This window comes from Spirillospora sp. NPDC029432 (assembly GCF_040703975.1).
Lineage (GTDB): Bacteria > Actinomycetota > Actinomycetes > Streptosporangiales > Streptosporangiaceae > Spirillospora.
The window spans coordinates 1-24,644 of sequence record NZ_JBEZWH010000038.1; the positions used below are offsets into that span (position 1 = coordinate 1).

Consider the following 24,644-nt stretch of genomic DNA (forward strand, 5'->3'; position numbering starts at 1 on the left):
TGTCCGCATCGCCCCGCCCGCGGCGGCGCCCCCCCCCGCCGCCCCCCCGGCGCGGCGGGGGGGCGGCCGCGCGGGCGGCACGCCCCGCCACGGCCGGGAGGCGCCGCCGCCGTCCGCGCCCGCCGCGCCGCCGGCCGGGCCGCCGGTGCCGTCCACCGAGTCGCTGCTCGACCGGGCCGAGTCCCTGCTGGAGCAGGGCGCCAGCGTGGCCAACGGTTCCTCGCCCGGCCGCGTGCCCGGCGCCAACGGCTCGTCCCCTCGTTCGGCGGGCGGCGGCTCCCGCTCCGGCGGCTCCCGCGCCAAGGGGACCCGCGCCAAGGGCGGCTCGCACGCAAAGGGCGGCGGCGACAAGGACATCCCGGTCGACCTGTCCCATCTGGGCGACCTGAACGGCGACCCGACCCGGACCGCCGAGGACAGCCTGATCGCCAAGGGCAAGGACGCGGCCTCGATCCTCAAGGACGTGAGCAAGGAGGCCGAGAAGGGCAAGGGCTCCGGCTCGGGGTCGTCGGGCCTCATGCGCTACGACATCGACAAGTGAGTCCCGCTTGAGTGTCGCTCGCAAGGCGGGGCGGCTGCTGTCCTCGGCGGGCGGCGCCGTCACCGTCCAGTTCGTCACGGCCGGCGGCAGCCTGGTGGTGCAGGCGCTGGCGGCGCGCGGCCTGGGCGCCCACGGGTACGGCTCGTACGCGCTGCTCGTCGCCGTGCTCGTGATGATCACCGCGGTGCAGACGAGCTGGGTCGGCGACACGCTGACGGTGTTCGACCGGTTCGACCCCCGGGTCCGCGGCGCCCTCCTCCAGTCGGTGGCCGGCACCGTCGCGCTGGGCGCCGCGGTGGGCGCGGCTGTCGCGGTCGCGATGGGGCTGGCCGGGCCCGGCGGGATCGCGCTGTTCGCGTTTCTGGTGGCCCTCTGGCTGCTGAACGAGACGGGCCGGCGGGTCTTCACCGCCCGCATGGAGTTCTGGCGGCTGGCGCTCAACGACACCTGCTACCTGCTGGTCACGTTCGCGACGCTGGGCGCGGCGTTCGCGGCGGGCACGCCCGCGTCCGTCGAGTTGCTGCTCGCGGCGATGTGCCTGGGCTGCGCGTCGTCGATCGTGCTGGCGGTGCTGCGGCTGCCGGCCGAGGAGTTCGCCCCGGCGCCGCTGCGCGGGACCGCGTTCCGGGAGATCGCCGCGTTCGCCTGGTGGCGGTCCGTCCAGGCGGCGATCCGGCCGAGCGCGCTGCTGGCCGCCCGCATCATGATCGTCGCGTTCGCGTCCACCGCCGCGCTGGCCGGGGTCGAGGCGGCGCGCCTGCTGCTGGCCCCGGCGCTGACCTTCGTGAACGGCGCGGGCTGGTTCCTGCTCGGCGACTTCGCCAAGGCCGAGCGCGAGGGGCGGCCCATGCGCGCCCGGCAGGCCGTCCGCGCCTGCGGGCTGATGGCCGGGATCGCGCTGGTGATGAGCGTGTTCGGCATCGCGCTGGCCGGGTGGCTGGGCCCGGTGGTGACCGGCGGCTCGTTCGCGGTGGACGGGAAGGCCCTGGTCGGGTGGGGGATCTACGCGGTCTGCTTCGCCTGCACGCTGCCGCTGGCGAGCCTCGCCACGGCCCGCAAGCGCTCCCGCACGGTGTTCGCGATCCGCGGCGCCGAGGCGCTGACCGGGCTGGCGGTGCTGGCCGTCCTGCTGGTCGTGGACCCGGGCAACGCCGCGCTGGCGCCGTACTGCCTGGGCATCGGCGGCCTGGTCTCGGCGGCCCTGCTGTGGCGGATGCTCCGCCGCGGCGATCCGCCCCGCGCGGCGGCCGGGGCGTCCGAGGCCGTTCCGGAGCCGGCCGCCGCGGCCCGCTGAGCGGCGGGCGCGGTCAGCCGCCCTGGCGGGCGGGCTCGCGGGACGGGCCGTCGCCCGGCGGGTCGTCGCCGGCCGGGTCGCCGTCCCCCTTGAGCGCGACCGCCGGGAGGCCGTGGCGGTGGCGCAGGACCGCCCAGGTGACGGCGGTGGCGACGAGCAGCCCGATGAGGGTCCAGGCCAGCGCGGCGGCGCCGAAGCCGAACATCTTCAGCGCCGAGGCGACCAGCACGAACGCCAGGATGCGGCGGATCAGCCCGCCGGGCGCCCGCGAGGAGATCCGGGAGCCCAGGTAGACGCCCGGGATGGAGCCGACGAGTAGCGCCGCCGTGACCTCCATCTGGAAGTCGCCGAAGAGCAGGTGGCCGATGGCGGCGGCGAACACCAGCGGCACCGCCTGCATCAGGTCGGTGCCGACGAGCTGGTTGGCCTTCAGCGTGGGGTAGAGGGCCAGCAGCGCGACGATGATGAGCGACCCGGAGCCCACCGAGGTGATGCCCACCACCAGGCCGCCCACGGCGCCGACGAGCGCGGTGGGAACGGGCCGGACGGTGACCTCGGGCGTCTCGGTGGCGGCCGGCTCCCCGCGCGCGGCGGTCCGGCGGTCGGCGCCGGTGCGCCGGGCGGCGTGGTCCTTGAGCCCCTGGTACGCGCGCACCGCGAGCCCGGCGGCGGCGATCAGGAGCGCGACGCCCATCGCCTTCTCGATGACGCCCTGGACGTCCTCGCCCTGCCCCAGCGCCTTGGCGACCAGCACCCCGCAGAACGCGGCGGGCACCGAGCCGGCGCACAGCCACGCCACCAGCCGCATGTTGATCGTGCCCTGGCGGTAGTGGACGGCGCTGCCGACCGGCTTCATCACCGCGGCGGCGACGAGGTCGCTGGACACCGCGGCCAGCGGGCTGACGCCGAAGAACGTCACCAGCATCGGGGTCATCAGGGCGCCGCCGCCCATGCCGGTCAGCCCGACGACGATCGCGACCAGGAACGAGCCCAGCGCCATCGTCCAATCGAAGTCCATCGCCATGACCTACCGGGTATATCGGGAAAGTGCAGTAGCCAGGGTACGAGGCGTCCCGGGCCTCCGGTCAGGCGGGTCGGATCCAGCCGCCGGCGGTCAGCAGCTCCAGCACCCGGGCGACGGCGTCACCGGGCGCCATCTCCGAGGTGTCGATGACCAGGTCGGCGTCGTCGGGCTCCTCGTACGGGTCGGAGATCCCCGTGAACTCGGGGATGATCCCAGCCCTGGCCTTGGCGTACAGGCCCTTGCGGTCGCGGCGCTCGCACTCCTCCAGCGGCGTGGACACGTGCACCAGCACGAAGTCGCCCACCGCCGACACCATCCGGCGCACCTCGGCGCGGGTCTGCGCGTACGGCGCGATCGGCGCGCAGATCGCCACCCCGCCGTGCCGGGTGACCTCGGCGGCCACGTACCCGATCCGGCGGATGTTGAGGTCGCGGTCGGCCTTGGAGAACGTCAGCCCCGCCGACAGCAGCCGCCGCACCACGTCGCCGTCCAGCAGCGACACCGTCCGGCCGCCGCGCTCGATCAGCGCGTCGGACAGGCCGCGCGCCACGGTCGACTTGCCCGAGCCGGACAGGCCGGTGAAGAAGACCGTGATGCCGCGCCGGTGCTTGGGCGGGCGGGCCACGGCCAGCTCGGCGGCCACCGCCGGCGGCGTGAACCAGTCGGGGACCGGGTCGCCCCGGTCCAGCAGCTCGCCCAGCTGCTCGGGCGTCAGCTCCGCCTGCACGTGGTCGGGCTCGATCCGGGCGACCGGCCGCCACACCTCGACGTCGGCGTCGTACCCCCACGGCTCCGGCACCACGACCGGGATCGCCGTCCCCTCGACCTCCTCCTCGGCCAGCAGGTGCGTCGCGCCGTACGCGGCGGCGACGTGCGAGCGCAGCAGCAGGTCGCGGCGGTCGTCGTCGCGCCGGGGGAGCGGGACGGGGATGACCCGCGCCTCCTCCGGCAGCTCCTTGCGCACGGCGAGCAGCGCCCGTACCAGGGCCTCGTCGTGCTCGCCGCCCATCAGCGGCAGCACCAGCACGCGCGCGTCCAGCCGCTCGGCGACCTGGCGCAGCTGCCCGAGCTGCTTGCGGTGCAGCGGCTCGCGGGTCGCCACCGCCAGCACCGGCCCCTCGATCGCGCCGACCTCGTCGGGCCGCCGGCGCAGCCCGTGGAACGGTCCGTGCGCAGGCGCGCGCAGGGCCTCCAGCGTCCCCGCAAGCCGCCATTCCTGGGACGTCGGGTCCTGCCACGCCTCGCCGACGTCGAGGACGGCCAGCGGCACGCCCTCCGGATCCTGCAGGACGACCCGCTCGTGGTCGGTGAGCTCCTTGGGCACGCCCAGCGTGACCGGCACCGGCCAGGGCGTGCCGTCCGCGAGCCGCCCGCCCGCGATGACCATCGCGGTGTCGAACGAGCCGAGGAACCCGGCCAGCGGGCCGTACACGCCCGCCAGCAGCAGCTCCAGGTCCGCGAGCTCGGTCGCGTCGGGCGTCCATGCGGGCAGGTCGCGCAGCGTGTCGGGAAGGCCGGACTCGGCGGTCACCGCGATCTCCGATCCTGCCCGGGCTCGTTACCGGGCTGGTCCAGGTCAATAGGGGTTTCCGCAGAAAAATACCCAGCCCGGCGGGGTCGGCGCACCTCGGCACCCCCGGCGGGCCGGGAGCGGGTCTCAGATCACCCGGGCGAAGCGGTTCTCGGGCTTGCGGATCACGAGGGTCACCTCGCTGTGGTCTGCGGTGAGGCGGCGCCGGCTCAGCGCCGACACCAGCCGGCACAGGGCGCCCACGAGGCCGGATCCGGCCCCCAGCGCGTCGAGCGCGTCGCGGGAGGTGTACTCCTCGGCGATCACGAGCCCGCGCATCACGCAGTACCAGCGCATGCCCTGCCGGGACGCGACCCGCTCGTACACCGCGGGCGGGGGCGGCGCGGGCGGCCCCACGCCGCCGGGCTCGACCCGGGCGAGGCCGCGCCACAGCTGGGTGCGCAGCCGGCGCGGCAGCCGGCGGTCGAGGAACCCGAACGCGGTGTCGCGGTCGCGCAGCCGGACCAGCAGCAGCCCGCCCGGCCGCAGCGCGGCCACGAACCGGTCGAGGACCAGCTCGGCGTGCGGCGCCCGCTCGATCAGGAACGGGGCGTGGACGACGTCGAACGCGCGCGGCGGCATCGGCACCGTGCGCAGGTCGCCGAGGTGGAAGGCGTCCAGGTCGGCGCGCTCGCGGGCGTGGGCGCGCAGCGCCGGGGCGTCGAGGTCGACGCCGGTGGAGCGGTGCTCGCGCGCGCCGAGGTCGAGGCCGCGGCCCCAGCCGCAGCCCGCCTCCAGGACGTGGACGTCCTGCAGCGGCCTCTCGTGGGCGTACTCGCGGGCCCGGGCGGAGAAGAGGTCGCCGACCTCCCCGGGCGGCGGAAGGCTCTCGCCGGCGTGTTCCTCCGCCGAACGGCGGGGGACTCCCTTGACCGAGCTGGTCATGAGACCCGCTCCTTTCCGGGTGGTCGACGCACGGTTCTGACGTCCGCACTCGCAGAGTAATCGTCCGACTGCGGAGTGTCCGCCATTTGTTCACTCTTGGCGAGTGACGTGTCGCCGTCCGGACATGGCCCTTCCCGGTGAAGCGAAGCGTTACATCCGGTGAATTGGGAGCTGCTAACGTACGCCTGATTCACAGGTATGTCGGCCTTGGCTCGCTATCAGGGGGATGCATGCACGGGGTGGTCGGCTACTCGCCGGGGGTCTTCGACCTCTTCCATGTCGGGCACCTCGACCTGCTGCGCCGCGCCGCGGACCGCTGCGACCGGCTGGTCGCGGGCGTGCTGACCGACGAGCTGGCCGCGGAGCTGCACGGCGCCCGGCCGATCGTCCCGCTGATCGAGCGGATGGAGATCGTGCGGAACGTCCGGTACGTGGCCGAGGTCGTCGCGGTGGCCGAGCCCGGCCTGCGCGCCGCGCACGCGTCGGTCGGCTTCGCGCGGCTGTTCACCGGCACCCCGGACGGTCCCGCGGCCGAGGCCGCGGAGGCGGAGCTGGCGGGCACCGGCGCGGCCGTGGTGGCCTTCGCCGGCCTGGCCGAGACCGCGAGCGCGGTGCTGCGCGGCGCGCTGGAGTCGGGCCCCAGGACGTCGGTCGCGTGAGCGCCCCGTCCGGATTCCGCGAGGCGCTGGCCCGGCTGGCCTCCGCGCAGAAGACCGCCAAGGGCGCGCCCGCGTACTCGCGCTTCGTCAACCGCAAGCTCGGCCGGCTGCTGGCGGCCGTGGCGTACGTGCTCGGCCTGACGCCCAACATGGTCACCGCGATCAGCGCCGCGTTCACCTTCACCGGCATCGCCCTGATCGCGCTGGTCGAGCCCGCCGCCTGGCTGGGCGTGGCCGTCTGCCTGGCGCTGGTCGTCGGGTACGCGTTCGACGCCGCGGACGGGCAGCTGGCCCGGCTCCGCGGCGGCGGCTCCAAGTCCGGCGAGTACCTCGACCACATGGTCGACAGCTGCAAGATCTCCGCGCTGCACCTGGCCGTGCTGATCTCCTGGTACCGCTTCGGCGATCTCGACGAGCCCGCATTCCTGCTGGTCCCGGTCGGGTTCACGGTGGTGGCCGCGGTGATGTTCTTCGGGATGATCCTCAAGGACCTGCTGGCCCGCGCGCACCGCGCCGCGACCGGCGCCCCCGCGCCGCCCGCCGTCGCGCCGTCCGCGATCCGCTCGCTGCTGGTGATCCCGACCGACTACGGGCTGCTGTGCGTGGCGTTCCTGCTGATCGGCGTCCCGGCGGTGTTCCAGCCGCTGTACGGGCTGATCTTCGCCGGCAACCTGCTGTTCCTGCTGGCCGCCTCGGTGAAGTGGTTCCGCGAGGTCGGCGCGCTCGACGCTCCGGCCGCCCCGGCCGCCGCGGCTCCGGCCCAGGGCCGGGAGGGGGCGCTCCGGTGACGCGGATCGTGGGGTACGTGCCCGGCGCGTACGACATGTTCCACATCGGCCACCTCAACATCCTGCGGCGGGCCGCCCAGGAGTGCGACCGGCTGATCGCGGGCGTGGTGACCGACGAGGTGCTGGAGAAGGCCAAGGGCCGCCCGCCGATCGTCCCGCTGGCCGAGCGGCTGGCGATCGTCGGCGGCATGGAGTGCGTGGACGAGGTCGTCACCGACGTCTCCAGCGACAAGGTCGTCATGTGGGAGCGGCTGGGCTTCGACGTGCTCTTCAAGGGCGACGACTGGAAGGGCACCGAGAAGGGCGACCGGCTGGAGGCCGATCTCGGTGCCCGCGGCGTGCGCGTCCACTACTTCCCGTACACGGTGCACACCTCCAGCACCGCGCTGCGCCGCCTGATCACCGGCTCCTGAGAACCGGCCGCCGGTCCGCCGGCCGGGCTCAGTGGTGGCCGGCCGACACGTCCAGGTCGCGCGGCGCCAGCCACCAGACCAGCAGCCCGGTGAGGACCATCAGCGCGCCGCCGGCCAGGCTGGCGCCCTCCAGCGAGGTGGTGAACGCGGCCTGCGCCCGCGCCATGACCTCGGCCCCGGCCGGGCCCGCGTGCCGGGCGACCTCCATGGCGCCGCCGAGCGACTCCCGCGCGTCGGCCGCGGCGGCGCCGGTCACGCCCCGTTCGGCGAGCCAGGGGAACGAGAGGTCGGCGCGGTACACGGCGGCGGCCACGCTGCCCAGGACGGCGACGCCGAGCGCCGCCCCCAGCTCGTAGCTGACCTCGTCCACGGCCGCGGCGCTGCCGGCCTTCTCTGGCGGCGCCCCGACCATGATCACCGCCGAGGCGATGGCGAGCGAGCCCATCCCCGCGCCGACCAGCGCCAGCGCGATCGCGACCGTGGCGTACGACAGCGGCCGCGGGCCGAAGGCCATCACCAGGAAGCCCGAGCCGCTGACCACGAGCCCGCCGGCCAGCACCGTACGGGTGCCGATCCTGCCGGCCAGCCACGGCGCCGCCGGCGACACGATCGCGGCGCCGACCGCGGCGGGCAGCAGCCGCACCCCCGCCTCCAGCGGGCCGTGCCCCTCGACGAGCTGCATCCACTGGGCGAGCAGCAGCAGGACGGCCGCCACCGCCAGGCTGGTGCACAGCGCCGCGATCGAGCCGGCGGAGAACGCGCGCCGCCCGAACAGCCGCACCTCCAGGATCGGGTTCGGGACGCGCAGGCACCACACGACGAACAGCGGCAGCAGCACGACCGCGATCGCCGCGGCGGCCAGGGCGCCCGGGTCGCCGAAGCCCTCCTTGCCGAAGTGCTTGATGGCGTAGACGAGCGCGACCATGCCGGCGATCGACAGGACCGTTCCGACGGCGTCCCAGCGGCCGGGCCGCGGCGCCCGCGACTCGGGCAGCAGCACCATCCCCGCGACGATCGCGACGACCATGACCGGGACGTTCACCAGGAACGCCGAGTGCCAGCTGAAGTGCTCCAGCAGCGCGCCGCCCACGATCGGGCCGACGGCCGAGCCGACCGCCGCGGTCGCGGCCCAGACGCCGAGCGCGGTGGCGCGCTCCTTCGGCTCGGTGAACAGGTGGCGGATCATCGACAGCGTGGACGGCATGATCATCGCGCCGCCGAGGCCGAGCAGCGCCCGGATGGCGATCACCTGGTTGGCGCCGTCGGTGACCAGGATGCCCGCCGAGGCCAGCCCGAAGACGGTGAAGCCCGCCAGCAGCATCCGGCGGCGCCCCCAGCGGTCGCCGAGCGCCGCCACGGTGACCAGCAGGCCGGACACCACCAGCGCGTAGACGTCCACGATCCACAGCAGCTGCACCGAGTCCGGCCGCAGGTCGGCCGACATGGCGGGCAGCGCCACGTTCAGGATCGTGATGTCCATCGTGATGAGCAGCAGGCTCGCGGACAGCACGGCGAGCCCGGCCCAGCGGCGCGGATGCGCGGGCGGCGGTACGGCGGCGTCCGCGCCCGGCTTCGTGATCGTCATGTTCCCGTCCCCCGGTCCGCGGGGCCGACGCCCCGCAGGAAGGTGGTGAGCAGCAGGTCCTCGATGTCCCGGCGGGCGACGTTCCCGTAGCGCAGGGAGTCGCGCGCGCCGATGAGCAGGCCGTACAGGGCGTCGCTGATCCACCGCGGCGGGAGCGCCGGGTTCAGGACGCCGGCGTGCTGGGCGGCGGCGATGAAGCCGATCCCGTCCTTCTCCAGCCGCTCGATCCACGCCATCAGGTCGGGCGCGCCGTAGATGAAGTGGTCGGTCAGCACGAACCCGTAGGCGTCGATCGTCTCCAGGTAGCCGTGGACCAGGTCGCGCATCGTCCGGGCCAGCAGGTCCGGATCGCCGGACCGGGTGGCGTCGGCGAGCCCGACCTCCCGGTGGATCCGCTCCCATTCGCCCACCGCGCGCAGGCCGAGCCGGTGCAGCAGGGCCTCGCGGGTGGCGAAGTGCCGGTGCAGCGTCGCCCGGCTGATCCCGGTCGCCTCCGCGAGATCGGTCATCGAGGCCGTCGGATTCTCGTTCAGCCGCCGGGTGGCGGCCGCGAGGATCGCCTCTTCCTTGGTCATTTGAGTCAACCATGCCTTGTTTGCGACAGCATTGTCTCATTCTAGCCACAGAAGTCGCGGTCGTGATCCCGTCCACGGAGCCGGGCCGGGGCGCGTAGGCTGGTACGAGGCACCGGGATCGGCGGAGGATCACCGGTTCTTCGGGCTGCCTCGCACGACCGATGCGGGCGCCCGCCCGGCGGGGAGTTGCGGGCGAAGATGACCCTTAGCGGACTAGTTGATCTGGCGTGCACCGATCCTGACCTGGAGCGCGCCCTCAAGCAGGCGCGCGTCGACCAGGACCTGGTCGCGCCGCCGTCACTGTGGCCGATCCTGGCCTCGGCCCTGACCCAGGCCGCCGGCGACGGCGTCGTGCTGGCGGTGACCGCCACCGGCCGCGAGGCCGAGGACCTGACCGCGGCCCTGAGCAGCCTGCTCGATCCGGGCCGGGTGGCGCACTTCCCGGCCTGGGAGACGCTGCCGCACGAGAAGCTGTCGCCGCGGTCCGACACCGTCGGGCAGCGGCTGGCCGTGCTGCGCCGGCTCGTCCACCCCGAGGTGTCCGAGGACGAGGGCGGGCCGGAGAAGTCGGGCCGCCTCGACGTCGTCGTCACCCCGGTACGGGCCGTGCTGCAGCCGATCGTGTCCGGCCTCGCCGACCTGGAGCCGGTACGGCTGCGCGGCGGCGAGGACGCCGACCTCGACGACACCGTCCGCCGCCTCGTCGACGCCGGCTACCACCGCGTCGACCTGGTCGAGAAGCGCGGCGAGATCGCGGTGCGCGGCGGCATCCTGGACGTCTTCCCGCCGACCGAGGAGCACCCGCTCCGGGTGGAGTTCTGGGGCGACACGGTCGAGGAGATCCGCTACTTCAAGGCCGCCGACCAGCGCTCCCTGGAGGTCGCGCCGGACGGGCTGTGGGCGCCGCCGTGCCGCGAGCTGCCGCTGACCGAGACCGTCCGCGAGCGCGCCCGGCGGCTGGCCGGGCAGCACCCCGCGCTGGAGGAGATCCTCGGCCGGATCGCCGACGGCGACACCGTCGAGGGCATGGAGGCGTTCTCGCCCGTCCTCGCCGAGCGGATGGAGCTGCTCACCGACCTGCTCCCGGACGGCTCCGCGCTGCTGGTGTGCGAGCCGGAGCGGATCCGCACCCGCTCGGCCGAGCTGGTCCGCACCAGCCAGGAGTTCCTGGAGGCCAGCTGGGTGAACGCCGCCGCCGGCGGGGAGGCCCCGATCGACCTGGGCGCGGCCGCGTTCCGGTCGCTGGAGGAGGTCCGCGAGCACACCGGCGAGCTGGGCCTGCCGCGCTGGACGGTCACCGCCCTCAACCCCGGAGTCATCCGCAGCGAAGCGAGGAATGACGACGAAGTCGTTCCGGGGGGTCCAGGGGGGTCGTCCCCCCTGGACGGCACGGCCGAGGCGCTCAACCTGGGCGTGCAGGCCGCCGAGGCGTACCGCGGCGACACCGCCCGCGTCGTCGGCGACCTCAAGAGCTGGATCGACCGCGGCTGGCGGGTCGCGCTGGTCACGCCCGGCCACGGCCCCGCCGAGCGGCTCGTCCAGCTGGTCGGCGAGGAGGGCATCGGCGCCACCCTCACCGACCTCGCCGAGCCGCCGCGCCCGTCGGTCGTCAGCGTCTCCACCGGCCTGCTCGAGAACGGCTTCACCTGGGAGTCGATCAAGCTCGCGGTGCTGACCGAGGCCGACCTGTCCGGGCAGCGGTCGTCCACCAAGGACGCCCGCCGGATGCCGTCGCGGCGGCGCGGCGGCATCGACCCGCTCCAGCTGCGCGCCGGCGACTACGTCGTGCACGAGCAGCACGGCGTCGGCCGGTACGTGGAGATGGTCAGCCGCAACATCCAGGGCGCCACCCGCGAGTACCTCATCCTGGAGTACGCCAAGGGCGACAAGCTGTTCGTCCCGACCGACCAGCTCGAAGAGCTCACCCGGTACGTGGGCGGCGAGGCGCCCAGCCTGCACCGGCTCGGCGGCGCCGACTGGCAGAAGGCCAAGTCCCGGGCGCGCAAGGCGGTCAAGCAGATCGCCGGCGAGCTGATCCGGCTGTACTCCGCCCGGATGGCCAGCCCCGGGCACGCGTTCGCCCCGGACACGCCGTGGCAGCGCGAGCTGGAGGACGCGTTCCCGTACGTGGAGACGCCCGACCAGCTCGCCGCCATCGACGAGGTCAAGGAGGACATGGAGAAGGCGGTCCCGATGGACCGGCTGATCTGCGGCGACGTCGGCTACGGCAAGACGGAGATCGCGGTCCGGGCCGCGTTCAAGTCCGTCCAGGACGGCAAGCAGGTCGCCGTGCTCGTGCCGACGACGCTGCTGGTGCAGCAGCACCTGTCGACGTTCTCCGAGCGGTTCGGCGCGTTCCCCGTCGTGGTGAAGCCGATCAGCCGCTTCCAGACCGACGGGGAGATCGAGGAGACGCTGCGCGGCCTGGCCGACGGCACCGTCGACGTCGTCGTCGGCACCCACCGGATCCTGTCGGCGCAGACCCGCTTCAAGAACCTCGGCCTGGTCATCATCGACGAGGAGCAGCGCTTCGGCGTCGAGCACAAGGAGGAGCTCAAGCGCCTCCGCACGCAGGTGGACGTCCTCGCGATGTCCGCGACCCCGATCCCGCGGACCCTCGAGATGGGGCTGACCGGCATCCGCGAGATGTCCACGATCCTCACCCCGCCCGAGGAGCGGCACCCGATCCTCACGTTCGTCGGGCCGTACGAGGAGAAGCAGATCGCCGCCGCCATCCGGCGCGAGCTGCTGCGCGAGGGCCAGGTCTTCTTCGTCCACAACCGGGTCCGCTCCATCAACAAGGTCGCCGCCAACCTGGCGCGGCTCGTCCCCGAGGCCCGGATCGCCACCGCCCACGGCCAGATGAACGAGCACGAGCTCGAGAAGGTCATGGTCGACTTCTGGGAGAAGAACTACGACGTCCTCGTGGCCACCACGATCGTCGAGTCCGGCCTGGACGTGCCCAACGCCAACACGCTCATCGTCGACCGCGCCGACATGTACGGCCTGTCGCAGCTCCACCAGCTGCGCGGCCGCGTCGGCCGCGGCCGCGAGCGCGCGTACGCGTACTTCCTGTACCCGCCCGAGGTGCCGCTCAGCGAGACCGCGCACGAGCGCCTCGCGACCCTCGCCCAGCACACCGAGATGGGCGCCGGCATGTACGTCGCGATGAAGGACCTGGAGATCCGCGGCGCCGGGAACATCCTCGGCGCCGAGCAGTCCGGCCATGTCGCGGGCGTCGGCTTCGACCTGTACGTACGGATGGTCGGCGAGGCCGTGCGGGAGCTGAAGGAGGGCGGCGAGGGCGTCCCCGAGATGCCCGAGACGAAGGTCGAGCTGCCGGTGGACGCGCACCTGCCGCACGAGTACGTCCCCGGCGAGCGCCTCCGCCTGGACGCGTACCGCCGGATCGCCGCGATCACCTCCGACGACGAGATCGGCGCCGTCCACGACGAGCTGAAGGACCGCTTCGGCCCGCTGCCGGTGCCCGTCCTCAACCTGCTGGAGGTCGCGCGCTTCCGCGCCAAGGCCCGCCGCGCGGGGCTCACCGAGGTCACCATCCAGGGCAACTTCATCAAGTTCTCCCCGGTCGACCTGCCCGACTCGCGGCAGGTCCGGCTCCAGCGCCTCTACCCCAAGAGCGTGCTGAAGCAGAACGTGAAGACGCTCCTCGTCCCCACCCCGAAGACGGCCCCGCTCGGCGGCCGCCCGCTGCGCGACCAGGAGCTGCTGAAGTGGGCCACCGACCTGGTCGAGGCGCTGTTCCTCGAACCGGCGCGCAAGCCCTAGGCTGGCTGATCACCACCGACGAGACGAGGACCCGTGCCCGGTAGAACGATCAAGGCCGCGGCCGCCGCCCTGGCGGCCGCCGCCGCGCTCGCCGCCTGCGGCGGCGGCCCGGTCAAGATGGGCGCCGCCGCCCTCGTCGGCGACGAGCGCATCACCACCGCCACCCTCGACCAGGCGGTCGTCGACTGGCGCCGCGAGTTCCGCGCCGACCAGCGCGCCAACCAGATCCGCGCCGCCAACGAGCCGCGCGGCGGCGGCGGATCGCTGGTGGAGTCCGACCCGCGGCGGGCCCTGGACATGCTGGTCTACTTCCGCATCGGCGACGAGGTCGCCCGCCGCAACGGCATCACCGTCACGGGCGGCCAGGTCGACGGCCTGACCGGCGAGCTCGACCGCCGGCTCGGCGCCGCGTCGTTCACCCGCGCGCAGGGGCTGCCCGGCCGGTACGCCCGCGACCTCGCCCGCGTCTCCCTGGTCCAGCAGCTGCTCGCGCGCAAGCTCGGGGCGACCCCGGGCCCGGCCGCGACGCAGCAGAACGCGGCCGTCCAGCAGCAGATCCAGCAGCGGTTCGTGGAGACCGCGCGGTCGATGAGGATCCGCATCAATCCGCGCTTCGGCACGTTCGACCCGTCCACCATCACCATCAACGCAGGCACCCCCCGCCTGTCCGGCACCGAATCGGGTACCCGCTGATCCATGAGCGCCAAGTCGTCCCGCAAGAACGCCGTGAAGAACGCCAAGCCGCAGGTCAAGCCCGGTCTGGTGCTGCTGGCCAGCTCGCACCGGGTGGCGCCGGGGCTGCTGACGTGGCGGGCCTGGGAGACGCTGCGGTCGGCGGGCCGGGTGCTGGCGGGGAGCGGTGAGCATCCGCTGCTGCCGTACGTCCTGGACGCCGGCGTGGCCGTCGAGGTGACCGAGGCGGTGGCCCGGGAGCTGGTGGACGCGGCGCGCGGCGAACGGGTCGTGTGGCTGGCGGCGCAGGACGGCGACGAGCGGCTGATGCGCGAGATCGGGCGGATCGCCGTGGAGGAGCCGCTCGACATCGAGGTGCTGCACGGGTCGTACGACCTGCCGGGCGCGCGGCTGCTCGACCTGGTGTCGGTGATGGACACGCTGCGGCGCGAGTGCCCGTGGGACCGGGAGCAGACGCACGAGTCGCTCGTCCGGTACCTGCTGGAGGAGTCGTACGAGGTCGCCGAGACGATCGAGGAGGGCGACCTCGGCGCGCTGCGCGAGGAGCTGGGCGACGTGCTGATGCAGGTCGCGTTCCACTCGGTGGTGGCGTCGGAGCGGGACGACGAGACGGCGTTCACGATCGACGACGTGGCGGGCGGGATCGTCGACAAGCTCGTCCGGCGGCATCCGCACGTGTTCGCGGACGTGGACGTGTCCGGCGCCGACGAGGTCAACGCGAACTGGGAGCAGATCAAGGCGGCCGAGCGGGCGGCGAAGGACGGCGGCGAGGCGTCGGCGCTCGACGGGGTGCCGATGGGGCAGCCCGCGCTGTCGCTGGCGGCGCAGCTCCAGCGGCGGGCCGGGCGGATCGAGGCACCGGCGGAGCTGTTCCCGGCCGGGGACGGCGTCGGCGAGCGGCTGTTCGAGCTGGTGCGGCGGGCGCGGGACGAAGGCCGCGACCCGGAGGCGGAATTGCGGGCGATCTCCAGGGTATTCCGGGATCGTGTCCGGGCCTGGGAGCGGGAGCAGAGCGTCCAGGACGGGTGATCTAGCCCGAAAGATCGCGCTATGGGTGGTCGCGAGGGCGGCGCCCGTCTACTCTGAGCGCGTGCAGCCTGAGGCCCAGGATGACCCCGAGGATCACGACGAGGGGCTCTGGCGTCCGGCCGAGGCGGGTCCCGTCACCGGGGCCGAACGGGCGCGGGCGATCCGCGGGCTGGGCAAGTTCAGCCTGCTGGCGGGGGTGCTGGTCGCGCTGATCGCGCTGCCGGCCGCCTGCACGACCGGGCTCGGCGCGCGGGACGCGGCCGACTGGTTCCAGACCGATCCGGAGGACCTGAGCACGGCGGGCGTGCCGCAGCGGTCCCGGATCCTGGCGGCCGACGGCAGCGTGCTCGCGACGTTCTTCTTCGAGAACCGGGTGAACGTCCGGCTCGACCAGATCGCCCCGGCCGCCCGCAAGGCGGTGCTGGCGATCGAGGACAGCCGGTTCTACGAGCACGGCGCGCTCGACTCCAAGGGCACGCTGCGGGCGCTCGTCAGCAACCTCGACTCCGGCGAGGTCACGCAGGGCGGGTCGGGCATCACGCAGCAGTACGTGAAGAACCTGCTGTTCACCCAGGCCGAGTCGGAGGAGGAGCAGGCCGCGGCCAAGGAGGTCAGCGCCGCGCGCAAGATCCGCGAGCTGCGGTACGCGGCGGCGATGGAGCGCCGGTTCTCCAAGGACGAGATCCTCGCCCGGTACCTGAACATCGCCTACTTCGGCGGCGGCGCGTACGGCATCGAGACGGCGTCCCGGCACTTCTTCTCCAAGTCCGCCGCGCGGCTGACGCTGCCGGAGGCGGCGCTGCTGGCCGGCGTGATCCGGCTCCCGTACGCCTACGACCCGGTGAAGCGCCCGGACGCCGCCCGCGACCGCCGCAACCTGGTGCTGGACCGGATGGCGGATCTGGGCTGGCTGCCGCGGGACGAGGCGGAGGCCGCCATGCGGGCGCCGCTGGGGCTGCGCATCAAGGAGACCAAGAACGGCTGCGTGACCAGCGTTGCGCCGTTCTTCTGCGACTACGTGCAGCGCGAGATCCTCACCGATCCCGTCTTCGGGAAGACGGCCGAGGACCGGGAGGAGCTGCTCAAGCGGGGCGGGCTGACGATCCGCACCACGCTCGACCGGCAGACGCAGAAGGCCGCCCAGCGCGCCGTCGACCGTCACGTCCCGCGCAAGAACTCGGCGGGGAAGGCGGCGGCCGAGGCGCTGGTCGAGCCCGGGACCGGCGAGATCAAGGGCATGGTCGTGGACCGCAAGCTGGGCTCGGACAAGGAGCGCGGCAAGACCTGGATCAACTTCGCCGCCGACGCCAGCCACGGATCCAGCATCGGCATGCAGGCCGGGTCGACGTTCAAGGCGTTCACGCTGGCCGCGGCGCTGGAGGAGGACATGCCGTTCGGCACCCGGCTGATGGCGCCGCGCCGGTTCACGCCGACCGGGTTCCGCAACTGCGACGGCGATCCGGTCAACAGTGGCGACAGCCTGCGCAACTCCGCCGACGGCGAGGGCGGCAAGATGTTCAGCCTGGTCACCGGGACGCACCACTCGGTGAACACGTTCTTCCTCGCGCTGGAGCGCGAGGTCGGGCTGTGCGACACGGTCAAGATGGCCGAGAAGCTGGGCATGAGGCAGGCCAACGGGAAGCCGATGGAGCAGTTCCCGTCGTTCACGCTCGGGTTCAACCAGGTGTCGCCGCTGCGGCTGGCCGCCGCGTACGCCGCGTTCGGCGCCCGCGGGGAGTACTGCGAGCCCATCGCCATCAAGTCCATCACCGACTCGACCGGCAAGAAGCTGAAGGTGCCCGGCGCGCGCTGCAAGCAGGTGATCGACAAGGGGGTCGCGGACGCCGTCAACCACGTGCTGCGCGGCGTCCTCACCAAGGGCACCGCGCGCGGGATGGGGATCGGCCGCCCGGCGGCCGGCAAGACCGGCACGGTCGACAACTTCTCGGCCGCCTGGTTCGCCGGGTACACGCCCGACCTGGCCGCCGCCGTCTGGGTCGGCGACCCGCGCGGCGGCTACAAGTACCCGATGACCAGCCTGTGCATGGACGGCACCTGCTACGGCTCCGTCTTCGGCGCGACGATCCCCGCGCCGATCTGGCGGGAGAGCATGTCGGGCGCGCTCGCCGGACGGGACGCGACCTCGTTCCGCCGGCCGCCGTCGCACTACTTCAGCAAGGGCTCCGGCGAGGACCGCGCCCGGCTGCCCGACGTGCGCGGCATGGACGTCCGGGACGCGATCGAACGGCTGCGCAGGGCCGGCTTCCGGGCGAGCGTCGGCAGCCCCGTCCGGTCCTCGCGGTACCCGGACGGCACCGTGGCCGAGATGACGCCCGGCCCCGGCGAGGTCGAGCCGGGGACGAGCGTCACGCTGCGCCCGAGCCGCGGCGGCGGGGACGACCGCCCGGACGGCGACGAGCCCCCGCTCCCGCCCGACCCCGGACCGAACGACCCGGCCCCCATTCCCGTACCACCGGGCACACCGCTGCCCAGGCCGGGCACCTGACCGTCCGCGACTCGCGGGCCGACCGGCAGAGTTGTGTGACGCGCCGCACTTCGGGTAGATCATCCGGTCGGGGGGAGAACGTCATGCGCAGCATCGCCATCACCGAGATCGGAGCGGCTCCGGCCCAGCTGAACCTGCCGGAGCCCGAACCCGGGCCAGCGGAGGCCCGGGTCCGGATCATCGCGGCCGGCCTCAATCCGCTGGACTGGAAGATCGCCGACGGGATGCTCAAGGACTCCGTCGCGTACTCCTTCCCGCTCATCCTCGGCGTGGACGGGGCCGGCGTGGTCGACGAGGCCGGCCCGGACGCCCGGTTCGGCGTCGGCGAGCAGGTCTTCGGCCGGTTCTCCGGTATCCCGCGCGGGCTCGGCACGTACGCCGAGTACGCCATCGCCGCCGAGGACGACGCGGTGGTCCCGATGCCGGACGGCATGCTCTACACCCAGGCCGCCGCGCTGCCGACCGCGGGCATGACCGCCGTTCAGGTCGTCGACGAGGCCGGGGCCGAGGACGGGACGAGCGTCCTGGTCGTCGGCGCCACCGGCGGGGTCGGCCGCCCCGCCGTCAGCCTCGCCGCGAGCCGGGGCGCCACGGTGATCGCCACCGCCCGCGCCGACGCGGCGGACGCGATCCGCGGGCTGGGCGCCGCCGAGACCGTCGACCACGGCCGCGGCGACCTGGCCGAACAGGTCCGGGCCGTCCACCGGGACGGTGTGGACGCCGTCATCGACCTCGTCAGCGACCGCGCGGCGACCGAGAGCCTGGTCCCGCTGCTGAAGCCCGGCGGCACCTACATCAGCACCGTGTGGGCGCTGAACCCCGATGCGCTGGAGGCCCAGGAAATCCGCGGCGTGAACGTCCAGTCCGTCCCCACCCCTGAGCTGCTGGAACGGGTCGTGGAGCTGGTCCAGACGGGCGACATGCGCATCGACGTGGAAGAGGAGATCTCCCTCCCCGACGCGCCCGCCGCCCTGGCCCGCAGCCGCGAGGGCGGCGCCCGCGGAAAGACCGTGATCCGCGTCTAGCGCGCTAAACGGGCAGCCGGAGGACGAAGCGGGCACCGGGGCGGCCGTCGGGGCGATCGGCCAGGACGAGGGTGCCGCCGTGGGCGAGTGCGATGTCGCGGGAGACGGCGAGGCCGAGGCCGGTGCCGCCGGCGTCGCGGTGGCGGCCCTCGTGGACAAGAGCGTGAACGCCACCCTCGACCGGCTGGAAGGCGCCGTCGCGCGGCTGCGCGGCTACGTCTCCGACGTCTCCCACGAACTCCGCAGCCCGCTCACCGGCCTCCGGATGGTCGGATGACACCGGTACGCGGCGCTTGAGGTCGGTGGCGGTGATCTCGTCCAGTTCGGCGCGCATCGCGGCGACGGGGACGAGGATCCGTCCCGCGGCGCGCCAGACCCCGTACCCGGTCAGCCCGCCCAGGACGGGGACGGCCGCCAGCAGCAGCGCGGCGAGGCCGGGGTGGGGGAGGTGCGCGGGGGCGGGCGCCATGGCGTAGACGATCTGCCGGCCGGTGTCGGACCCGATCGAGATCGCGACGACGAGGTGGCACGGCCCGCCGGGGGCCTCGACGCGGCAGCTGCGGCCGTCCCGGCGACCCTCGTGCTGCGCGGGCGGCGGGAAGTCGACCGGCGGGTATCCGGCCATCCGCGCGGTCGCCGAGATCACTTCGCCTTGCGCGTTGACGACCTGGATGAGTTCGGGGCCGACGGCGCGCGGGCTGAGCCGGCCGTCCTGCGCCACGACGATCACGCGGCCGGCGGCCTGGGCGAGTTCCAGCCGGGTGCGGGCGATCTCCTCGCGGTAGAGCAGCAGCAGGACCAGCGCCGACACCAGGGCGGTGAGCAGCCCGGACACCAGCGCGGCCAGGACGGCGAGCCGCGCGCGGATGGAGGGCGCGAGCAGCAGCCGCTTGCGCGCCCACCGGCGCGCCGCCGACTCGGAATCCGCCCTCACCGCACCGGCGTTCCCCGGGGCGGGTAAAAGCGACCCCGTGCCGGGGCCAACAGCCCGTCAAACGGGATGCGCGGAAGGGCGGCCCCGGCCCGCGAGCGGGGGCCGCCCTTCCGCGGAACGGGGTCTCAGGGTGCCGGGGTGGCGGCCTTCTCGGCGGCCGGGGGCTCTTCGGGGGCCGGGGCGGCGGCGCTTTCGAGGGCCTGGGCCTCGCGGTGCTTCTTGACGGAGTACGCCAGGGCCGCGGCCCACACGGCGTAGATGACGGCGTAGACGGCGTACCGGACGCCGTCGGAGGCGTCGATCCAGTCGCTCTTCAGCAGCGTGCGGGTGTTGGTGAGGATGATGATCCCGCCCACCGCGCTGCCGAGGACGCGCGGCGGGACGTGCCGGACGAGCCAGGCCGCGATCGGGGCGGCGATCACGCCGCCGATCAGCAGCGCGGCGACCCAGGCGAAGTCGATGTTCTCGGAGCCGATGCCGACGAGGAAGCCGATGCTGGCGGCGACGGCGACCAGGAACTCGCTGGTGTCGATGGAGCCGATGGTCTTGCGGGGCTCCAGCCGGCCGCTGGCCAGGATGGCGGGGGTGCCGACGGGGCCCCAGCCGCCGCCTCCGGTGGAGTCGACGAAGCCCGCCACGACGCCCAGCGGGGCGAGGAACCGCTTGCGCAGCGGCTGCCCCAGCCGGTCGGTGCGCAGCCCGCGCGCGGTGAACCGGACCAGGATGTAGACGCCGAGCGCCAGCAGGATGACCGACATCAGCGGCGCGGCGGTCTCGGTGGACAGCCCGGACAGGAACGTGGCGCCGGCGAACGCGCCGACCGCGCCGGGCACGCCGATCTTGGCGACGACCTTCCAGTCGACGTTGCCGAACTTCCAGTGCGAGACGCCGGAGACGAGCGTGGTCCCGATCTCGGACAGGTGGACGGTGGCCGAGGCGGCGGCCGGGTTGGTGCCGATGGCCAGCAGCAGCGTGGAGGAGGTCACGCCGTACGCCATGCCGAGGCTGCCGTCGACGAGCTGGGCGCCCAGGCCGACCAGGGCGAGCAGAACGAGTCTTCGCACGATTCACCACCAGGGGGTTGAGGGGCGCTGGGCTGGGACCGGAGGAGGGCCGGCCGGGGCGTTCCCTGTATTTCCTACTAAACAAGTTTGGTTGATTCTCTAAGTAGACAATGTGGACAATGCCCACGTCAAGCCGCGGCCGGGCCGCGCCGGACTGTCTGTCGGCTTTGAGTAGTTCGCTGCGATAGGGGCGGTTCTGGCGGAACGGCGTGCCAGTTGGTCCGGCCGCGGGCCGCGCGGATAGGCTCGGGTGCTGAACGCCCGCGCGGGGACCCCGCCGGGCCGGCCAGCTTCACCGTCGAGCACCAGAACAGGGAGATGCCCGTGTCGTCGATCGAGGCCGTACTCGCCCGGGAGATCCTCGACTCCCGCGGCAACCCGACCGTCGAGGTCGAGGTGCTGCTCGCCGACGGGACCGAGGCGCACGCCGCGGTGCCAAGCGGCGCCTCCACCGGCCAGTTCGAGGCCGTCGAGCTGCGCGACGGCGGCGAGCGCTACGGCGGCAAGGGCGTCCGCAAGGCGGTCAAGGCCGTCAACGACACCATCGACGAGCGCCTGGTCGGCTACCCGGCCACCGAGCAGCGCCTGATCGACTCGCTGCTGCTCGACCTCGACGGCACCCCCGCCAAGTCCGAGCTGGGCGCCAACGCCATCCTCGGCGTGAGCCTGGCGGTCGCCAAGGCCGCCGCCGAGTCGTCCGGGCTGCCGCTGTTCCGGTACGTCGGCGGCCCCAACGCGCACCTGCTGCCGGTGCCGATGATGAACATCCTCAACGGCGGCGCGCACGCCGACAGCAACGTCGACGTCCAGGAGTTCATGATCGCGCCGATCGGCGCGCCGACGTTCTCCGAGGCGCTGCGCTGGGGCACCGAGACCTACCACGCGCTCAAGGCCGTGCTGAAGAGCAAGGGCCTGAACACCGCCCTGGGCGACGAGGGCGGCTTCGCCCCCGACCTGCCCAGCAACCGCGAGGCGCTCGACCTGATCATGGAGGCGATCCGCAAGGCCGGCTTCACCCCCGGCCGCGACATCGCCCTCGCGATGGACGTGGCGGCCAGCGAGTTCCACTCCGGCGGTACGTACGAGTTCGAGGGCGCCAAGAAGTCGGCCGACGAGATGGCCGCCTACTACGCCGAGCTGCTCGACGCGTACCCGATGGTCTCCATCGAGGACCCGCTGGACGAGGAGGACTGGGCCGGCTGGGAGTCGCTGACCGCCGCCGTCGGCGGCAAGGTGCAGCTGGTCGGCGACGACCTGTTCGTCACCAACCCCGAGCGGCTGGCCCGCGGCATCGGCTCCGGCGCCGCCAACGCGCTGCTGGTCAAGGTCAACCAGATCGGCACCCTCACCGAGACCCTGGACGCGGTCACGCTGGCGCAGACCAGCGGGTACCGCTGCATGATGAGCCACCGGTCCGGCGAGACCGAGGACACCACGATCGCCGACCTCGCCGTGGCCACCAACTGCGGCCAGATCAAGACCGGCGCCCCGGCCCGCAGCGACCGCGTCGCCAAGTACAACCAGCTCCTGCGCATCGAGGAGCTGCTGGGCGACGCGGCCCGCTACGCCGGCGCCGCCGCCTTCCCCCGCTTCGACGGGGAGGGCTGACCCGCCGTCCGCACCGCCGACCGACGAGGGGGCCCGCCGTGGCGCAGGGCGACGACGACCGTACCGACACCCGGGGGGCCCGCGGTAACCCCGCGCTCACCAGCCGTGCCGCGATCCTGGCGGTCGTGGTCTGCGCGATCGCGCTGAGCCTCGCCTACCCGGTCCGGGAGTACGTGGCGCAGCGCCGGCAGATCGCCGAGCTCAAGCAGAAGGAGCGGGTCGCGCGGCAGCAGGTGGAGGAGCTGACGCTGCGCAAGCAGCGGCTCGGCGAAGAGTCGTACATTAAACGGGAGGCGACGCGCCGGCTCCACTACTGCGAGCCGGGCGCGCGCTGCTACGTGGTCCTCGACGGCGGCGGGGACGACGGGCAGCGGCCTCGGCGGGACGGCCGCACCGAGCGGCCGCCGTGGTACGAGACGCTGTGGCGGTCCGTGGAGGCCGCCGACAAGGCGCGCTAGACCCGCGGCCGAGACCGCGGGTGGGGACGACACTGATGATCGACAAGACCGACGAGGCCGCGATCGCGGCCCAGCTGGGGCGGACCCCGCGCGGCGTGCGCGGGGTCGCGTACCGCTGCCCGTGCGGCTCGCCCGCGGTGATCGAGACCGCGCCGCGGCTGCCGGACGGCACCCCGTTCCCGACCCTCTTCTACCTGACGTGCCCCAAGGCCGCCTCGGCCATCGGCACGCTGGAGGGGGACGGCCGGATGCGCCGGATGCAGGAGCGGCTGGCCGAGGACCCGGAGCTGCGCGCGGCCTACACCGCCGCGCACGAGGACTACCTGCGCCGCCGCGAGGAGGCCGCCCGCGACGAGGGCGTGCCGCCGCTGCCGGAGGGCACCCAGAGCGCCGGCGGCATGCCCGAGCGCGTCAAGTGCCTGCACGCGCTGATCGCGCACGAGCTGGCGGTCCCCGGCGCCAACCCGTTCGGCCGCGAGGCGCTGGACGCGCTGCCCGAATGGTGGCGGAACGGACCCTGCGTCACCCCCGACCCCGAGGAGGCTCGATGACGCGCGTCGCCGCCGTCGACTGCGGGACCAACTCCGTCCGGCTGCTGATCGCCGACATCGCCGACGGGACGCTGACCGATGTCGAGCGCCGGATGGAGATCGTCCGGCTGGGCCAGGGCGTGGACGAGACCGGCCGGCTCGCGCCCGAGGCGCTGGAGCGCACGTTCACCGCGATGCGGGCGTACGCCGCCCTGATCGAGCGCCACGGCGCCGAGAAGACCCGGGTGGTGGCCACCAGCGCGACCCGCGACGCCGCCAACCGGAACGACTTCGTCGCCGGCGTCGTCGACATCTTCGGCGTCGTCCCCGAGGTGATCACCGGTGACGAGGAGGCGGAGCTCTCCTTCACCGGCGCCACCCGGGAGCTGGCCGCGCTGCGCCCGCCGCGCCCGTACCTGGTCGTCGACATCGGCGGCGGCTCCACCGAGTTCGTCCTCGGCAGCTCGTCCGCCGAGGCCGCCCGCTCGGTCGACATCGGCTGCGTCCGGCTGACCGAACGCCACCTGCGCGACGGCGACCCGCCGTCGCCCGAGATGATCACCTCCGCGGTGGCCGACATCGACACGGCGCTGGCGCACGTCCGCGAGGCCGTCCCGGTGGACGAGGCGCGCACCCTCGTCGGCCTGGCCGGCTCGGTCACCACGGTCGCCGGGATCGCGCTCGGCCTGGACGCCTACGAGCCCGACCGCATCCACCTGTCCCGCATCACCGCCGCCCAGGTCCACGACGTCACCCGCGACCTGCTGCACGCCACCCGGGAGGAGCGCGCCGCGATCGGCGTCATGCACCCCGGCCGCGTCGACGTGATCGGGACCGGCGCGCTGATCCTGGACCGGATCATGCGCGAGTACGGCTTCGGCGCCGTCGTGGTCAGCGAGCACGACATCCTCGACGGCATCGCCTGGTCGCTGGTCTAGCGGCGCGCCTTCAGCGTCGTCAGCAGCGCGGGGATCAGCACCGCGTTGGGGTTCTGCTGCGGGACGTACAGGACCGGCGCCGCGCTGCTGGACTGCTGGATCCACACCCGGCCGTTCTCGATCACGGCACCGGAGATCGCCGACCAGCTCAGCGAGACCCGGTCCCCGCGCACCCCGCCCGGATGGACGGTCAGCCCCTGCGCCACGTCGATCGACTCGCCGTCCAGGACCCGCCGCGCCAGCTCCTGCACCAGCCGCGGCTCGGCCCGCGTCCGCCCCAGCTCGACCAGGTGCGCCCACACCCGCTCGGCGCCGCCGCCGCCCGGCCCGTGCACGGTCGTGGCCGCGTCCTCGATGACGACCTCCACCCGAGGCCCGCCGTGGAACGGATGCCGCCCCGCCTGGAAGATCCACTGGAGCCCGCCGCCCTGCCCGTACGGCACGCTGGCCGTCCAGTAGGCCGTCCATTCCACGTGCGCCCACGGCAGCGACGCGCTCCCGTACGCCACCACGTGCTCGTCCGCGTGCAGCAGCGCCCCGCGCACCGTGGCGTCGAGCCCCCGCACCGCCTCGTACTGCTGGACGGGCGCCTGCTGGTACTGCTCGGCGGGCCGCCGCTCCCGCCGCGGCCCCGCCGGCTGGGGGTTGAGGTGCTCGGTCCAGTGCTGCCCGTTCCACCAGCGCAGGCTGCTACTGCCCTGGGGGTCGGGATACCAGCCTGGCTGGGACAAGGCGC

Annotated in this window: 21 protein-coding genes and 1 pseudogene; 14 read left to right on the plus strand and 8 right to left on the minus strand. The window is 73.9% G+C overall.

The genetic code is table 11. From position 1 onward, the window contains the following. A pseudogene (locus AB0881_RS26185) lies at positions 1-541 on the plus strand (hypothetical protein); the annotation flags it as partial. 7 nt (positions 542-548) lie between these two features. Beyond that, a complete protein-coding gene (locus AB0881_RS26190) occupies positions 549-1,835 on the plus strand; it encodes a hypothetical protein (RefSeq protein ID WP_366620852.1) in 1,287 nt (428 codons plus the stop codon). Positions 1,836-1,848: 13 nt separating this feature from the next. On the opposite strand, the gene AB0881_RS26195 is transcribed toward AB0881_RS26190, so the two are convergent. The 3 genes from AB0881_RS26195 to AB0881_RS26205 all read right to left on the minus strand — a co-directional run bounded on the left by AB0881_RS26195 (position 1,849) and on the right by AB0881_RS26205 (position 5,314). Further along, complete coding sequence (locus AB0881_RS26195; RefSeq protein WP_366620853.1) at positions 1,849-2,853, minus strand: sulfite exporter TauE/SafE family protein; 1,005 nt, start codon at positions 2,851-2,853, stop codon at positions 1,849-1,851. A gap of 67 nt (positions 2,854-2,920) precedes the next feature. After that, entirely contained in the window at positions 2,921-4,390 is a 1,470-nt protein-coding gene (gene cysC, locus AB0881_RS26200) for an adenylyl-sulfate kinase (RefSeq protein ID WP_366620855.1), read from the minus strand. A gap of 126 nt (positions 4,391-4,516) precedes the next feature. Beyond that, entirely contained in the window at positions 4,517-5,314 is a 798-nt protein-coding gene (locus tag AB0881_RS26205) for a class I SAM-dependent methyltransferase (RefSeq protein WP_366620857.1), read from the minus strand. A gap of 230 nt (positions 5,315-5,544) precedes the next feature. Between AB0881_RS26205 and AB0881_RS26210 the strand changes: the two genes are divergently transcribed. The 3 genes from AB0881_RS26210 to AB0881_RS26220 are packed head-to-tail and all read left to right on the plus strand — an operon-like array spanning position 5,545 to position 7,174. Next, a complete protein-coding gene (locus AB0881_RS26210) occupies positions 5,545-5,973 on the plus strand; it encodes an adenylyltransferase/cytidyltransferase family protein (RefSeq protein WP_366620859.1) in 429 nt (142 codons plus the stop codon). Then, the gene (locus tag AB0881_RS26215) at positions 5,970-6,761 is read left to right on the plus strand and encodes a CDP-alcohol phosphatidyltransferase family protein (RefSeq protein WP_366620860.1); all 792 of its coding nucleotides are present in this window, start codon (positions 5,970-5,972) and stop codon (positions 6,759-6,761) included. Before AB0881_RS26210 ends, AB0881_RS26215 begins: the two co-directional genes overlap by 4 nt. After that, positions 6,758-7,174: an adenylyltransferase/cytidyltransferase family protein gene (locus AB0881_RS26220; RefSeq protein ID WP_366620862.1), complete on the plus strand. Its 417-nt coding sequence runs from the start codon at positions 6,758-6,760 to the stop codon at positions 7,172-7,174. Before AB0881_RS26215 ends, AB0881_RS26220 begins: the two co-directional genes overlap by 4 nt. A gap of 28 nt (positions 7,175-7,202) precedes the next feature. On the opposite strand, the gene AB0881_RS26225 is transcribed toward AB0881_RS26220, so the two are convergent. Both AB0881_RS26225 and AB0881_RS26230 read right to left on the minus strand, forming a co-directional pair. Continuing rightward, positions 7,203-8,759, minus strand: a complete 1,557-nt coding sequence (locus AB0881_RS26225) for an MFS transporter (RefSeq protein WP_366620864.1) — start codon at positions 8,757-8,759, stop codon at positions 7,203-7,205. Further along, positions 8,756-9,334 carry a TetR/AcrR family transcriptional regulator gene (locus AB0881_RS26230; protein WP_366620866.1) on the minus strand — a complete coding sequence of 193 codons (579 nt, stop codon included), beginning with the start codon at positions 9,332-9,334 and terminating at the stop codon, positions 8,756-8,758. Before AB0881_RS26230 ends, AB0881_RS26225 begins: the two co-directional genes overlap by 4 nt. 198 nt (positions 9,335-9,532) lie before the next feature. Between AB0881_RS26230 and mfd the strand changes: the two genes are divergently transcribed. The 5 genes from mfd to AB0881_RS26255 all read left to right on the plus strand — a co-directional run bounded on the left by mfd (position 9,533) and on the right by AB0881_RS26255 (position 18,376). Further along, on the plus strand, positions 9,533-13,123 hold the full coding sequence (gene mfd, locus AB0881_RS26235; protein ID WP_366620868.1) for a transcription-repair coupling factor: 3,591 nt from the start codon (positions 9,533-9,535) through the stop codon (positions 13,121-13,123). A 33-nt stretch (positions 13,124-13,156) separates the two neighbouring features. Then, on the plus strand, positions 13,157-13,816 hold the full coding sequence (locus AB0881_RS26240) for a hypothetical protein (protein WP_366620870.1): 660 nt from the start codon (positions 13,157-13,159) through the stop codon (positions 13,814-13,816). A 3-nt stretch (positions 13,817-13,819) separates the two neighbouring features. Continuing rightward, a complete protein-coding gene (locus tag AB0881_RS26245; RefSeq protein ID WP_366620872.1) occupies positions 13,820-14,845 on the plus strand; it encodes a MazG family protein in 1,026 nt (341 codons plus the stop codon). Positions 14,846-14,906: 61 nt separating this feature from the next. Further along, positions 14,907-17,351 (plus strand): transglycosylase domain-containing protein, encoded by a 2,445-nt coding sequence (locus AB0881_RS26250; RefSeq protein WP_366620874.1) that lies wholly within the window; start codon positions 14,907-14,909, stop codon positions 17,349-17,351. 83 nt (positions 17,352-17,434) lie between these two features. Then, the gene (locus tag AB0881_RS26255) at positions 17,435-18,376 is read left to right on the plus strand and encodes an NADP-dependent oxidoreductase (protein ID WP_366620876.1); all 942 of its coding nucleotides are present in this window, start codon (positions 17,435-17,437) and stop codon (positions 18,374-18,376) included. Positions 18,377-18,380: 4 nt separating this feature from the next. Here AB0881_RS26255 and AB0881_RS26260 read toward each other — a convergent pair whose 3' ends face one another. Continuing rightward, positions 18,381-19,310 (minus strand): ATP-binding protein, encoded by a 930-nt coding sequence (locus tag AB0881_RS26260; RefSeq protein ID WP_366620877.1) that lies wholly within the window; start codon positions 19,308-19,310, stop codon positions 18,381-18,383. A 125-nt stretch (positions 19,311-19,435) separates the two neighbouring features. Then, positions 19,436-20,374: a sulfite exporter TauE/SafE family protein gene (locus AB0881_RS26265; protein WP_366620879.1), complete on the minus strand. Its 939-nt coding sequence runs from the start codon at positions 20,372-20,374 to the stop codon at positions 19,436-19,438. Positions 20,375-20,698: 324 nt separating this feature from the next. Between AB0881_RS26265 and eno the strand changes: the two genes are divergently transcribed. From eno to AB0881_RS26285, 4 genes are read left to right on the plus strand one after another with little or no spacing between them, the layout of a single operon-like run. After that, positions 20,699-21,982 carry a phosphopyruvate hydratase gene (gene eno / locus AB0881_RS26270; protein ID WP_366620881.1) on the plus strand — a complete coding sequence of 428 codons (1,284 nt, stop codon included), beginning with the start codon at positions 20,699-20,701 and terminating at the stop codon, positions 21,980-21,982. 38 nt (positions 21,983-22,020) lie between these two features. Then, the gene (locus AB0881_RS26275) at positions 22,021-22,440 is read left to right on the plus strand and encodes a septum formation initiator family protein (protein ID WP_366620883.1); all 420 of its coding nucleotides are present in this window, start codon (positions 22,021-22,023) and stop codon (positions 22,438-22,440) included. A gap of 35 nt (positions 22,441-22,475) precedes the next feature. After that, entirely contained in the window at positions 22,476-22,991 is a 516-nt protein-coding gene (locus tag AB0881_RS26280; RefSeq protein WP_366620885.1) for a DUF501 domain-containing protein, read from the plus strand. Further along, complete coding sequence (locus AB0881_RS26285; RefSeq protein ID WP_366620887.1) at positions 22,988-23,908, plus strand: Ppx/GppA phosphatase family protein; 921 nt, start codon at positions 22,988-22,990, stop codon at positions 23,906-23,908. Before AB0881_RS26280 ends, AB0881_RS26285 begins: the two co-directional genes overlap by 4 nt. On the opposite strand, the gene AB0881_RS26290 is transcribed toward AB0881_RS26285, so the two are convergent. Further along, the gene (locus AB0881_RS26290; RefSeq protein ID WP_366620889.1) at positions 23,905-24,639 is read right to left on the minus strand and encodes a DUF2510 domain-containing protein; all 735 of its coding nucleotides are present in this window, start codon (positions 24,637-24,639) and stop codon (positions 23,905-23,907) included. The two genes, AB0881_RS26285 and AB0881_RS26290, sit on opposite strands and share 4 nt — an antisense overlap. Between the last annotated feature and the right edge of the window lie 5 nt (positions 24,640-24,644).